Annotated in this window: 11 protein-coding genes and 1 pseudogene; 6 read left to right on the top strand and 6 right to left on the bottom strand. The window is 67.1% G+C overall.

All coding sequences use genetic code 11. The features are described 5' to 3' along the window. Positions 1–38: 38 nt before the first annotated feature. Positions 39–989, bottom strand: a complete 951-nt coding sequence (locus ON44_RS15015; RefSeq protein WP_040690382.1) for a coiled-coil domain-containing protein — start codon at positions 987–989, stop codon at positions 39–41. A gap of 620 nt (positions 990–1,609) precedes the next feature. On the opposite strand from ON44_RS15015, the pseudogene ON44_RS53420 reads away from it, so the two are divergent. After that, positions 1,610–1,969: pseudogene (locus ON44_RS53420) on the top strand (Tn3 family transposase); the annotation flags it as partial. Here the strand turns inward: ON44_RS53420 and ON44_RS15010 are convergent. Then, positions 1,965–2,552, bottom strand: coding sequence for a TetR/AcrR family transcriptional regulator (locus ON44_RS15010; protein ID WP_040690381.1), 588 nt, complete (start codon positions 2,550–2,552; stop codon positions 1,965–1,967). The pseudogene ON44_RS53420 and the gene ON44_RS15010 sit on opposite strands and share 5 nt — an antisense overlap. Before the next feature lie 114 nt (positions 2,553–2,666). On the opposite strand from ON44_RS15010, the gene ON44_RS15005 reads away from it, so the two are divergent. Beyond that, positions 2,667–3,746: a Gfo/Idh/MocA family protein gene (locus ON44_RS15005; protein WP_083897889.1), complete on the top strand. Its 1,080-nt coding sequence runs from the start codon at positions 2,667–2,669 to the stop codon at positions 3,744–3,746. A gap of 548 nt (positions 3,747–4,294) precedes the next feature. Further along, on the top strand, positions 4,295–5,809 hold the full coding sequence (locus ON44_RS15000; protein WP_051182043.1) for a carboxylesterase/lipase family protein: 1,515 nt from the start codon (positions 4,295–4,297) through the stop codon (positions 5,807–5,809). 201 nt (positions 5,810–6,010) lie between these two features. Here the strand turns inward: ON44_RS15000 and ON44_RS14995 are convergent, their stop codons facing one another. After that, positions 6,011–6,754, bottom strand: coding sequence for a (R)-mandelonitrile lyase (locus ON44_RS14995; protein ID WP_040690379.1), 744 nt, complete (start codon positions 6,752–6,754; stop codon positions 6,011–6,013). Between the two features lie 21 nt (positions 6,755–6,775). Then, entirely contained in the window at positions 6,776–7,342 is a 567-nt protein-coding gene (locus tag ON44_RS14990; protein WP_040690377.1) for a TetR/AcrR family transcriptional regulator, read from the bottom strand. A 343-nt stretch (positions 7,343–7,685) separates the two neighbouring features. On the opposite strand from ON44_RS14990, the gene rox reads away from it, so the two are divergent. Continuing rightward, the gene (gene rox, locus ON44_RS14985; RefSeq protein WP_040690376.1) at positions 7,686–9,113 is read left to right on the top strand and encodes a rifampin monooxygenase; all 1,428 of its coding nucleotides are present in this window, start codon (positions 7,686–7,688) and stop codon (positions 9,111–9,113) included. Positions 9,114–9,218: 105 nt separating this feature from the next. Here rox and ON44_RS14980 read toward each other — a convergent pair whose 3' ends face one another. Next, positions 9,219–10,397 carry an NAD(P)/FAD-dependent oxidoreductase gene (locus ON44_RS14980; protein WP_040690375.1) on the bottom strand — a complete coding sequence of 393 codons (1,179 nt, stop codon included), beginning with the start codon at positions 10,395–10,397 and terminating at the stop codon, positions 9,219–9,221. An 81-nt stretch (positions 10,398–10,478) separates the two neighbouring features. Then, the gene (gene sigJ, locus ON44_RS14975; RefSeq protein WP_040690403.1) at positions 10,479–11,423 is read right to left on the bottom strand and encodes an RNA polymerase sigma factor SigJ; all 945 of its coding nucleotides are present in this window, start codon (positions 11,421–11,423) and stop codon (positions 10,479–10,481) included. Between the two features lie 106 nt (positions 11,424–11,529). Here sigJ and ON44_RS14970 point away from each other — a divergent pair, with 106 nt between their 5' ends. Together ON44_RS14970 and ON44_RS14965 are read left to right on the top strand one after the other, a co-directional pair. Next, positions 11,530–12,177 carry an ABC transporter ATP-binding protein gene (locus tag ON44_RS14970; protein ID WP_245567159.1) on the top strand — a complete coding sequence of 216 codons (648 nt, stop codon included), beginning with the start codon at positions 11,530–11,532 and terminating at the stop codon, positions 12,175–12,177. After that, positions 12,174–12,950 carry an ABC transporter permease gene (locus tag ON44_RS14965; protein ID WP_040690372.1) on the top strand — a complete coding sequence of 259 codons (777 nt, stop codon included), beginning with the start codon at positions 12,174–12,176 and terminating at the stop codon, positions 12,948–12,950. Before ON44_RS14970 ends, ON44_RS14965 begins: the two co-directional genes overlap by 4 nt. Positions 12,951–13,002 lie beyond the last annotated feature (52 nt).

Raw genomic sequence — 13,002 nt, 5'->3', positions numbered from 1 at the left:
ACAAGGAGTACCCGGCCCTGGTGCCCACTTGATTACCCCTATCCGGGAGCGCCGTCGGACGCCGATCCGGTTCGGCTCTGGCGGGATTCGGCGACCATATGGTCGAGCTGGCGTTCGGCGCGTTCGGCGCGGGCCAGGGTTTGGGCGCGGGCGTCGTCCAGCGTGGCCAACCGTTCGGCGGTTTCGCGCCGTGCATGCTCGAGTGTGGCCGCCGATTCGGCGCGCACCGCAGCGACCTCTGCACTTGCCGCGCGGCGCACCTCGACGAGTTCACTGCGCGTGCGATCCAATTCCTCGCGCAGTCGGTTCAGTTCCTCGCGCGCCTCCGCGACGGCCTGATTGCGTTCGGCCACGGCCTGTTCGGCGCGTTCGATGGCACGTTCGGCATCAGCCGCGCGCTGCACCGCGAGATCGCGTTCGGCCCCTGCCGCGGTGATCTGTTGGGCGGACTCGCGGCGGATCTGTTCGATTTCCGTCGTCGCCTTCCGTCGCGCCAACTCCACATCCTCGGTGGCCTGCTGCCGCGCGCGTTCCACATCGTCGGCCGCTTCGCGGCGGATGGTGCGGATTTCGGCATCGGCCTCGCTGCGTGCCGCGAAGACATCGTCGGCGGCCTGTTTGGTGACCCGTTCGACCTCACGCAACGCATCCGACCGCGCCGTATCCGCTTCGGCCACCAGTGATTCCGCATGTTCGGCCGCGCCGGCCGCATCGTCGGCGGCCGATTCCGCGGCCGCGCGCGCATCCTCCGCTTCGCGTCGCGCCTGATCCGCGGCCACCGTGGCGACCTCGGCTTCGGCGATGCGCCGTGCCGCATCCGCCTGCACGGCCTGAACCTGCGCCTCGGCGATCGCCGGATCGGCAAGCGTGGACAGCTCGGCCACCGCCGCATTCAGCGTGTTCCCCAATTGATCAGCCAGTCCACGGAATTGCGTGAGCAGCTCATCGGCGCGCAACCGAGCCACCGTCACCGGACCCTGTTGCGTCACAGTGACGGCAGCCGCCGACGCCTGCGACTCCTGTTGCTGCCGTTGCCGTTCTCGCCAAGCGCGCCACCGGGTGTGCTCCGCGTGATCACAGTATTCCGAGGGCCGCCCCGGCCCGCCGCCGCGCGTAATCGGTCGAGCACATCCGGGGTAGTTGCAAACGTTGGACACCGCAGAATCGTAGCGTTGGTTTCGTCGAATCCAACGTATTAACACGAAACGAAATCCGTGTCGCCCCAAGTACTTCGGCCCGCGAACCCATTGGATCTGACCTCCGATAAGTGAACATTATCGGGGGTCAGCCCTCCCTCGACCGTCGCGATCCTCCTGCAAGAGTTTCGTTTTCGTTTGGTTTGTACATACGAAACGAATCACCAACGGAACCAGCGAAAAACTGGGTACCCTCGCCCACTTGGCGGACGAGTGTCAGTTCTCGTGCGTCAAATCGGATTCTCATTTGATCTATCGGAAGAGGTCCCGGTAGTGATCGCCGAAAATCGGGCGAATATGGCATAGGTGCTGGTTGAGCGGTCAGTCTTGCTTGGTCGGCCTGCGGATCGGCGAGGTTGGCGCTTGGCTTGGCTGCCGATGAAGTTGATCGGCCTGCCCGAGGTTGGGGTTCGTGGCGACGCGCGTGTTCGCGGACGAGGCGTCGGAGCGTCCTACATGCGCTACGCCGCGACCTGCTCTGCGCCCATGAGGACATGATCCGGGCCGCATCTCGCCAGGGCCAGACCGAGCAGGCATGGTGCCCGACCCTGGCCATGAACGCTGTGATCGCCTGGACCACAGAGTATTACGGGCTGGCGGTGGAGCAGATGCGCCGTGAGGGGCGGCGCATCGACGACGAAGTATTGGCGCACATTTCCCCGGCGCACAGCGAGAACATCAACTTCTTCGGCGCCATCGAGGTCGACTTTGATGCCGAACTTGCCCAGCTCGGCCCGACTGGGTACCGGCCGCTCCGCGTCCGCGGGTCTATGCGCCTTCGTCCAGGAGGGCGCGCAGCGCCAAGTTGCCGACCTGCCGCAATTCGTCCCGGCTGCGCCCGGCAGCGGCCTGTACAGCGATGCCGTCCGAGATCGTGTGGACGAGTGCGGCCAGGGCGGCTGGTTCCCGGTGGGACGGCAGGTCAGTGGCCCGCTCGAGCCGCCTGCGCAGCGCCGCCTCGCCGGCTTTGCGTACCGCGACGGCGTTCTGGCGGACAGTGTGCGAGTCGGGTCCGCAGGCTTGAACGGTCTTGACGCACAGGCAACCAGGGGGCGTGTTCTCCCCTGCGGTCAGGTCGACGGCCCCGTGGATCAGCCGCTCGACGACCTCGCGGCCGGTGGGCGCGTCCAGCGCGTCGGCGGCGTAGGCGGCGGGGCCGTCGAGGTAGCGGGCGAGGACCTTGCCGAACAGTTCCTCCTTATTGCCGAAGGCGGCATAGAGGCTGGGCTTGTTGATGCCCAGCGCGGAGGTCAGGTCGGCCAGTGAGGTGCCTTCGTAGCCGTGCCGCCAGAACACCTCCAGCGCGCGGCCGAGTGCGGTGTCTGCGTCGAACGAGCGTGGGCGTCCGCCGGGCATGCCGTCCTCCGTGTTCTCTCCACGTTTTTTACCTATCGGTACATTACCTCTTGCGGGAGAGTGTCACGCCACCTAGTTTCATACCGAAAGGTACACAACTGAGGAGTGGCATACATGATCCGAGTTGGAGTTGTCGGGGCCAGCGGTTGGGCGGACAGCTCGCACCTGCCCGCGCTCGCAGCGCTCGAGGAGTTCGAGGTGACCGCGGTCGCGACCACCAACCAGGCCAGCGCGGACCGGGCGGCGGCCGTCCACGGCGCACGGCACGCCTTCGCCGACGCAGGCGAACTCACCGCGCACCCTGAGGTCGACTTGGTCGTCGTCTCGGTGAAGGCTTCCGGGCATGCCGCCGTGATCAGGGCAGCACTCGACGCCGGCAAGCACGTCGTGTCCGAGTGGCCGCTGGGCGTCGACGCCGACGAAGCGGGCGCGCTGACCGAGGCCGCCACCGCCGCCGGTGTCGTTCACGCGGTCGTCCTCCAGGGTCACCACTCCCCCAGCGTCCGCTTCACTGCGGACCTGTTGGCCGGCGGCCGGATCGGCACGCTCGAATCCGTCGCCCTGGTGGCGGAGGGCGCTCCATGGGGTGGAAGTCGAATATGGCCGGACCTGGTGTTCGGCCTCGACCCTTCGGAGGGAACCAACATCCTGACCATCATGGCTGGTCACTTCCTGGCCGCACTGGAACCGGTCGCGGGCACACTGACCGAAGTCTCCGCACGGCTGCCCCGTACGCACGACCGCGTGCTCGTCGCCGGGACGGAGCGGACGGTACCCAACGCCACGCCCAGCCACGTGCTGCTGCACGGACTGCTGGCCAGCGGCGCCACCGCATCGGTCGCCGTGCACGGCGGCAATGGGCCGACCCGGTACGGGTTCCGCCTCGAGCTCGTCGGCAGCGAAGCGACGTTGACCGCCACCCCGGCCCAGCCCGGGGCATTCATCCACTGGGGCGATTGGGACATCCGGATCGGCGAGGAGGCCCTGGCCGTGCCCGACACCTATCGCACCGTCCCGGTCGGCGTTCAGTCCGGCCCACCGGCCAACATCGCGGCCCTCTACCATGAAGTCGCACGCGCCATCGCCGAAGCCCGGCAACCGCATCCCAGCTTCGAGACCGCACTGCGCCACCACCGGCTCCTCGCCGCCATCGAACAGTCCGCGGCCGATGGAATTGTCCGGGACATCTCGTAGCCGACATGTATTGCGACAGGGTTCCCAGCCGAGCCCGATCCGCAGGCACGCGCGACACCAACAGCGACGGATCCGGCAAGAAATAGCAATAGCCACAACCGTTTTCGTGATGCCCTGGGAACTGCGCCCGGGGCATCACTGCGTAAGCGCCGCATATAGCGCGTTGGCAACTCTGCCCAGGCGGTCTACCACCCCGGATAATGGGCTGTTATCCGGGGCGACAGCCGGGACGGCCTGTGGTGATCCCGCCGTAGCGGTGCACGAAGCGGTCCCGGAGCCACCGCACCCACTGACCAGCGGCTACCGCATATCCGCCCGATTTTCGGCAACTACTACCGGGCCCCGGAAGGCAGCATACCGATAGCTCGAGCCTTCAAGGACGCACGCGTGCTGAATGCTGTTGAGAGACAATGGGATCCAATGCCGATCACACAGACCGACCGGTTCGAGGCCGCGTACGTGGCCAGTGTGCGGGTTGAGCGACGGTGAGGTGGCAGGGCCGATGAGCCACGCAGCAGATGACCTATCGAGGGAAGTGAGTACGCCGAGTGAATATCGAACCTGAAATCCGAACGGCGGCAGGAGTTGTGCGTGGCAGGTGGGAGAACGCAGTCGCCGTCTTCCGGGGCATCCGCTACGCAGAGCCGCCGATCGGTGCACGCAGGTTCGGAGCCCCGGTCCCAGCACAGCGCTGGGATGGCGTACGCGACGCACTGAAGTTCGGCCCGCCTGTTCCCCAAACGAGCAATGCCGGTTCGGTGATGTCGTCGCTGTCCGAGCGCACCAGTGACGGTTCCGAAGACTGTTTGACCCTCAATGTCTGGTCACCCGACCTCGGTGCCGCGAGACTGCCGGCGATGGTGTGGATCCAGGGCGGCACATACCTGGAGAACAACTCCGCCAACCCGCACTGCGATGGTGCGAGGCTCGCCGGGTCCGGTGTGGTGGTGGTCAGCATGAACTATCGCGTCGGTGTGGACGGCTTCGCCCGCATCGTCGGCGCCCCGGACAACCGCGGCATCCTCGACCAGATCGCCGCACTGCGGTGGGTCCAGGAGAATATCGCCGCATTCGGCGGCGATCCGGACAACGTCACCGTCTTCGGTCAGTCCGCCGGTGGAGCGTGTATCGCTGCTGTGGTTGTTATGCCGATGGCGGCCGGGTTGTTTCGCCGTGCGATAAGTCAGAGCATGCCGGGCACCTACTTCTCCGAAAGGCTCGCCACCGCGATCTCGACGACGATCGCCGCGCAACTCGGCGTGCGGGCCACCATCGGTGAGCTGGCCCGTATCACGCCACGCGCACTGACGGACGCGACGGACGTGGTGATCCAGAAGATGCCGGAATTCGTCGAATCGTGGGGACCCATGGCGCTCACGCCCACACCGTTTTCACCTATCGTCGACGGCACCCTGCTCCAGGAGGCGCCATGGCGTGCACTCGCCCGCGGAGCGGCGCGCGACATCGACATGCTCATCGGGCACACCCGCGACGAATTCCGGCTGTACACGTCCCGGCCGGGCAGCGAGCCGACCGATGCACGGATGACCGCAGCCTTCGACCACCTCGCGCCGACCACGGACACCGACAGCATCTACCGCGCCGCCTACTCTGACGTCACAGCCGAGCAACGCTACGAACTCCTCAACACCGACTGGCTGTTTCGGATGCCCAGCCTGCACCTCGCCGATGCCGCACACACCGGCGGCGGACGGGTGTGGCTCTACGAACTGTGCTGGAGCTTCAACTCCGAACAGGGAGCCTCACACTGCCTCGACTTCCTCCTCATATTCGGCACCCTCGGCAGCGACGAAGTACGCGCCCATCGATCCGCACACCCGAACGCCGCGAACGAGATCACGCGCGTCTCCCACCGTATGCGCACCGACTGGGTGACCTTCGCGACCACGGGCGAACCAGGCTGGGCTCCCTACGATCCGCACACCCGAACCACCCGCGTCTACAACGCCGAGCCGACCACCCAGCCCTACCCCGAGGAACACTCGCGTCGCATCTGGTCCACGCACCAGTTCGACACCCTAGACCTACTGCATACCGAGTAACAGGTGTCATCATTCGGGGGACAGCACGAACCGCCCGGAATCCGACACAACAAATCAGACGACCGCCACCCTCAAACATGCTGGGTGCGAACCGATTTGGCTCGACAAGGATTCCGCCAAGCCGGTGCGGCGCCCGGAACGGCACAAATGGCCGGCGCGTACACCAGCACCACCGAGCAGCAGGGCTGCATTCGATGCGGTCTAGTTCTCGGGGAATTCGATCTCGGGTGTCTGGTCGGCATCGAGTAGGAAGTATCCGAGAAATGTCACGCCCTCGTGCTGGGCGTCGAAGCGGGCGATGCGGACACCTTCGGGTTCGTAGAAGACGTCCCCCGGGCCGAGCACGGACTCCGGTCGGCCATCGATCTGGTAGATCACCGAGCCGGATTCGATGCTGCCGAATACCGGGCCGTTGTGGATGTGCAACCCGCCTGCATGGTTGGGGGCGATGGTGATACGCCGAATCTCGACCCGGTGTGTGGGCAGGGGCGCGGGCAGTGGCTGGTCCAGCAGAATCGAGCGGCTGATCGGCGGGATGCCCGCCTCAGGATCGGCTGCGCGGTACTCGGCATCGGTAACCGGGGCACCCGCCTCGGGCGAGGTGCCGTCATCCGGTAGCTCCTCGATGGCCAGATGGGTCATGGCGGTGGTGAATGTGGCTCCGTGCCAATGCCATTCGTCGGCGGCGATGTGCACGGTATCGCCGGTGCGTACGGTTTCGACGGGTCCGCCGCGACGTTGGACGAGACCGGCGCCTTCGGTGACGATGAGTACTTGGCCGAGGGGATGGCGGTGCCACACGGTGCGAGCGCCGGGGGCGAAACGGACGCTGTCGATCTGGGTTCGCTGTCGTCCTTCGGGCGCGGCGACCGTATCAACCCACGCTGCACCGGTAATCCACTGGGGCGGAGCGGCAACGATGGTGGGCGTCCGAGATATGTGCACGAATGATTCCTGACTGTTGCACTACGGGATGGTGTGTGCGGCAAGGAGAGCGAGGATGCCCGCGATCGCCTGGTCGAAGGGTTCGCTGGTGCCGTCCGCGCGAGCGAGGACATATCCGCCCTGCATGGTGGCGACGATCGCGGTCGCGGTGGTCGCCGGGTCGAGGGCGGGCTCGAGTTCGCCGCCGTCCATGCCCGCTCGGATCACCTCCGCGAGACGGGTGCGCAGCCAGGTGAAGGTCTCCTCGACCGGCGCTCGCAGTGCGGGATTGGCGATCACCTCGGGGTCCTGGGTCAATCTGCCGATCGGACAACCACGCAGAACATCGCGCTCGCGTTGCAAGTAGGCGGTGATGCGCTCGACGGCCGTCCCGGGTACGGACAGCTGGGCATCGACACCTGCTCGGATCTCCTCGGCGGTACGGCGAATGGCCGCCAGTGCCAGATCCTCCTTGCCGGCGAAGTGGTGATACATGCTGCCCTGACCGGCCTCGGCGCGCTGCTGAATGGTCTTCGGGCTGGTTCCGACATAACCCCGTTCCCACAGCAGCGCGCGGGCACTTTCGACGAGGCGCTCCCTGGTGCTCACCCGGTGAGTGTACATACTAATAGGTACAGACGCGCGACAAGCCACTACCGCAACAGCGCAATGGACGAAGTTCACATGGTCAGCCGTTGGCTTCGCGAGATTGCCCGTCCCCGATGGACGACGCAAAGAAAGGCAAGGAGGCTACTCACTCCCTATCCCTTTCAACATATATCGCACCCCGGGTCTTGCGGCAAGGCCCCGGTCGTGCTGCAGAATCTCCAGCCGAAGCCAGTACCTGCGGAAATCAGGGCAGTGCAGGTGGGTCTCGCGGTAGTCGGACGGCCGGTGGTGGGACTGGGCGAAGCAGCTGGCCCACAAGCAACTTTGTCGAAAGAGGGGTTCCATGATTGATGTGATCGTTGCCGGTGGCGGACCGACCGGCATGATGCTGGCCGGTGAGTTGCGGTTGCACGGTGTGCACGTGGTCGTGCTGGAGAAGGACACGGAGCCAACCAAGGTTGAGCGCTCGCTTGGCCTGCACGCGCGCAGCGTCGAGGTGATGGACCAGCGCGGACTGCTGGAGCGGTTCCTCGCGCTCGGCCAGCAGTACCCGCTCGGTGGCTTCTTCGCCGGCATCATCAAGCCCGCGCCGGACCGGCTGGACACCGCGCATCCGTACACCCTCGGCATCCCGCAGACCACCACCGACCGCCTGCTGACCGAGCACGCCGCCGCGGTCGGCGCCGAGATCCGGCGCGGCTGCGAACTGGTCGGGCTGAGCCAGGCCGAGGACGGAGTGACCGTCGAGCTAGCCGATGGCACGCAACTGCGCTCTCGCTACCTCGTCGGGTGCGACGGCGGCCGCAGCACGGTGCGCAAGCTGCTCGGCGTGAGTTTCCCCGGCGAGCCCGCCAGAAAAGAGTGGCTGCTGGGTGAGGTGGAGTTGACCGCGTCGCCGGAGACGGTGGCGGCGGCGGTGGCCGAAGCCCGCGAGACCCACAAGGGGTTCGGCGTCGGGCCCATCGGCGACGGGGTGTACCGCGCCGTCGCGCCCGCCGCCGGAGTGACCGAGAACCCCACGGTCCCGCCGACCCTGGACGAGCTGAAGCAACAGATCCGGGAGGTCGCCGGCACCGACTTCGGCGTGCACTCGCCGCGCTGGCTGTCCCGGTTCGGCGACGCCACCCGGCTGGCCGAGCGGTACCGGGTCGGTCGGGTGCTGCTGGCCGGCGACGCGGCGCACATCCACCCGCCGATGGGCGGGCAGGGGCTCAACCTCGGCATCCAGGACGCGTTCAATCTCGGCTGGAAGCTGGCCGCCGAGGTCGCCGGCTGGGCACCGGAGGGGTTGCTGGACAGCTACCACACCGAACGGCACCCGGTGGCCGCCGACGTGCTGAACAACACCCGCGCGCAGGTCGAGCTGACGTCCCTCGAGCCGGGGCCCCAAGCGGCGCGCCGGCTGATGTCCGAACTGATGGACTTCGAGGAGGTGACGCGGTACCTGATCGAGAAGATCACGGCGATCGGGATCCGCTACGACCTCGGCGAGGGTCATGATCTGCTCGGCCGGCGGCTGCGAGACGTCGGACTGAAGCGCGGGCGCCTCTACGGCCTGATGCACGGCGGCCGCGGGCTGCTGCTCGACCAGACCGGCCGGCTCTCGGTGGCGGGCTGGGCGGATCGGGTCGACCACGTCGTCGATGTCAGCGAGGAACTGGAGGTGCCCGCGGTGCTGCTGCGGCCGGACGGGCATGTGGCGTGGGTCGGTGACGATCAGCAGGATCTGATCGGCGTGCTGCCGAAGTGGTTCGGCGCTGCCCTCAGCTGAGCGAACAGTTGTGGCCCGGAAGGCTTCGCACAGCCAACCGAAGCCACCGGACCCTGGTCATGCGGACCGGTGGCTTCGGGCTCGAACTGCGTTCAAATGGCCGCGTCACCGCGTGACGAACTCGGGCTCCATGTCGCCGGTTGCCACGAGGTGGCGGCGACGGCTGGGCAGCATCATGGTCGGGTGGGAAATGCCCCAGGCCGCGGCCGCGCAGATGAGCTCCTTGATGCGGGCACCCATACGGCCCGTGACCACCTTGGACGTGGGTTGATCGTCGGGAGTCACCTTCTGGATGATGCCATCGCGGCGGCCGAGGCTGATGCACTGGCTGGCGTAGCCGATCGGGGCGTCGGGAACCTTGCGGCCGGTCAAGCGCGCGGCCATGGCGTCGGCGCCCTGCCATGCCATCGGGTTTGCGGTGGCGCAGCCCATCCGCAATGGTTTGCCGCCGACCCCTTCGGCGTGCGCGGCGTCGCCGACGGCGTACACATCCGGATGCGAGACCGAGCGCAGCGTGGCGTCGACGACGATTCGCCCGGAGTCGGACACCGCCAGGGTGGTCGCGGCCGCCATCGGGTGCACGGTGAAACCCGCTGTCCACACCGTCATTTGGGCCGGGATGTCCTGGCCCGAACGCGTGATCACACCGTTCGCGGTGACCCGCGTGACGTCGGCGTGCTCGTGGACGGTGATGCCGAACCGCTCGAAAGCGCCGCGCAGATGGCGCTGGGCCTTCTCGTCGAGCCAGTCGCCGACGCCGCCGCGCGCGGCGATCGCGACCTCGAGGTCCGGGCGTGCCTCGGCGATTTCGGCGGCCACTTCGATGCTGGTCAGACCACCTCCCACGATCAGCGCGGTCTCGCCCGCCCGCAACTCGTTCAGGCGTGCCCGCAGCCGCAGCGCCGCCTGCTTCCCGGCCACGTTGTGGGCGTGCTCGGCGACGCCGGGGACGCCGTAGTCGGCGATGGTGCTGCCGAGGGCGTACACGAGGGTGTCGTAGCCGATGTTCTCGCCGGTCAGGTCGATGGTCTTGCGGTCCACATCGACCGCGGTGACTCGCGCGATCCGGACCTGCACGCCGGTGCCCGCGAAGAGGTCGCGCAGCGGGCGGACGGGGAGATCTTGCCCGCTGGCGAGTTGGTGCATGCGTATCCGTTCGACGAATTCGGGGTCGGCATTGACCAGGGTGATCTCGACGTCGTCGCGATGCAGCCGCTTGGCGAGGCGTCCGGCGGTGATGGCTCCGGCGTATCCGGCTCCGAGGACGACGATGCGGTGCTTCATGGTCTTACTCCTGTCTCGGTGGGTTCGCTTCCTGAACCGGACAGCGGCACGAATCCTGACAGGAGTGGACTGTGATGTGGGTCACCAGGATTCGAGGAGGGGTGCTCCGTGTTCGGAAGTCGCCCACCGGCGGGTGGCGCGCTCGAGCTTTTCCGGGTTGGCCTGGGTGTGGATGGCCGCGATACCGTCGGAGGTCACCTCGAGCGACATGATGCCGACGACCCGGTCATCGACCACCATCACCAGCGCGGGCATGCCGTTGGCGACCGCGGCGAACATGGCAGGGCTACCGCCCAGCACGTTCCGTTTGCCGTCGGTCGGCTTGACGGATAGACGCAGCCACCGCACGACGCGCAGCGCGCCGATGATCGGCCTGGAGAGGGACGGGATGAAGCCGCCACCGTCGCCGATGCTGATGGCGTCATCGGTCAGCAGGCTGATCAGCGTCTCGGTCCGGCCGCTGACCGCCGCGGCGAGGAACTCCTCGACGATCCTGTGGGCGGCGGTCTCGTCGACCTCCACGCGAACCCGGTCGGTGGCGAGATGCTGCTTGGCGCGCCGGTAGATCTGCTGACAATTCGACTCGGTGATATCGAGCATCTCGGCAATCTCGTTGTGCGCGTACCCGAATGCCTCGCGCAGCACGTACGCCACGCGCTCCTTGGCCGAGAGCCGCTCCATCAGCGTGAGCATCGCGATCGACACCGATTCACGCTGCTCGACGGTATCGGCCGGGCCGAGCATCCGGTCTCCGGCGAATACGGGTTCGGGCAACCACTGGCCCACATATGTCTCCCGCCTGGCCCGCGCCGAGGTGAGCTGGTTGAGGCACAGATTGGTGAGCACCTTGGTCAGCCACGCCTCGGGCGTCTCGACATAGTCGCGGTCGGCGCCCTGCCAGCGCAGAAACGTCTCCTGCACGGCGTCCTCGGCATCACCGGCGGACCCCAGCAGCCGGTAGGCGATCGCCTCCAAACGACCCCTGGTGCTCTCGAAAAGATCGATCTCATGCGTACCGAGCGACATCCGACCATCGTCGGGCATGTGCGCGGGCCGCGTCCACTCGCCCCGTGATCGGCCGGTTTTCCGGGCCCGTCAGGAAACCCTTGCGCAGATAGGGAATGGTGGGACGGTGCCGAACATCAGTCTGGATCGGGTCAGTGCGAGCCACGGTGAAACGTCGATACTCACCGACATCTCCGTGACGTTTCCGGGAGGTCGGTGCAGCGCGGTGGCCGGGCCGAGCGGGACCGGCAAAACCACGCTGCTGCGGCTGCTCAACCGGCTGGACGAGCCGAGTGGCGGCAAGATCCTGCTCGATGACGTTCCGATCACCCGGTTCCCCGCGCCGGACCTGCGCCGCCGCATCGGGTTGGTGCCACAGCGACCGACACTGCTCACCGATATCGTCGCCGATGAGATCCGGGTCGGCCGTGCCGATCTCGCATCCGATCGCATCGATACGCTGCTCGCCCGGGTGGGCTTACCGGACTTCCGTGATCGGCGCTGTCTCGAACTGTCCGGCGGTCAAGCGCAGCGGGTGTGTCTGGCGCGGGCGCTGGCCGTCGAACCCGAGGTGCTGCTGCTCGACGAACCGACCTCCGCACTCGACGCGGAATCCGCTGCTGCGGTGGCAACTCTCATTCGCGAACATACCGCGTCCGGCGGCGGTGTCATCCTGGTCAGCCACGACACCGTCTTCGTGACCGATGTCGCCGACGATACCTGGACACTGCAACACGGGCATTTGTCTCCCGGCGATGAACGGAACACTCAGTGACAGAACAGCTTTCCGTCCCCGGCTGGCCGGGTGTGGCGACCTCGCTGGTGCTCGTCGCACTGGCCGCCGCGATCGCCTACCGTCAGCGATTGCATCTGACCCGCGAACTACTGATCGCCGCCACCCGCGCCGGAGCCCAGCTGGTCGCGGTCGGCGCCATTTTGCTGATCCTGTTCCGGCACACCGGATTACCGGGTGCGCTGGCCTGGGTCGTCTTGATGGTGCTGATCGCCGGGCAGGTGGCGGGCCGACGTGGCCAGGGTGTGCCGCGGGCGCGCCGAGCCGCGACCATCGGAGTCGGCACCGGGTCGGCCATCACCCTCGGCGCTCTCATTCTGCTCGGTGTGATTTCCACGCAGGCTCGCGTGGTCGTCCCGGTCGGCGGCATGATCGTCTCCGCCGCCATGCAGGCAACCGGTATCGCACTGCGCCGACTGCGCGAGGACGCTCACAATGCGCGTCCCGCCATCGAAGCCCGCCTGTGCCTGGGTCTTTCGGCGCGCGAGGCTTTCCTGCCACACCGGCGGTCCGCACTGCGCACCGCACTGATCCCCACGATCGACGCGACCAAGGTCGTCGGACTGATCAGCCTGCCCGGCGCTATGACCGGCCTCATCCTCGCCGGTGTCGACCCCCTCACCGCCATTCGCTATCAGATCGTGGTCATGTACATGTTGCTCGCCGCTACGGCTCTCGCCGCACTCACCGCGGCACGTGTCGCCGAGTCCTATCTGTTCGACGATGCCCAGCGGCTGGTGCCAGTTCCCGGCTGACGCGTGTTGCGAGCACACCGGAGTCACCGAGTCGTTGCGGCGGCTCGGAAAT

Origin of the sequence: Nocardia vinacea NBRC 16497 (assembly GCF_000308835.1) — a bacterium.
Lineage (GTDB): Bacteria > Actinomycetota > Actinomycetes > Mycobacteriales > Mycobacteriaceae > Nocardia > Nocardia vinacea.
Note: the sequence above shows the minus strand (reverse complement) of the source record. Positions and strands in the feature narration are given on the sequence as shown.

What these genes read in the sequence shown, in the direction of transcription:
- ON44_RS15010 (WP_040690381.1), bottom strand. Translation starts at nt 2,552, where the DNA reads ATGCCCGGCGGACGCCCACGCTCGTTCGACGCAGACACCGCACTCGGC.
- ON44_RS15005 (WP_083897889.1), top strand. Translation starts at nt 2,667, where the DNA reads ATGATCCGAGTTGGAGTTGTCGGGGCCAGCGGTTGGGCGGACAGCTCG.
- rox (WP_040690376.1), top strand. Translation starts at nt 7,686, where the DNA reads ATGATTGATGTGATCGTTGCCGGTGGCGGACCGACCGGCATGATGCTG.
- ON44_RS14980 (WP_040690375.1), bottom strand. Translation starts at nt 10,397, where the DNA reads ATGAAGCACCGCATCGTCGTCCTCGGAGCCGGATACGCCGGAGCCATC.
- sigJ (WP_040690403.1), bottom strand. Translation starts at nt 11,423, where the DNA reads ATGTCGCTCGGTACGCATGAGATCGATCTTTTCGAGAGCACCAGGGGT.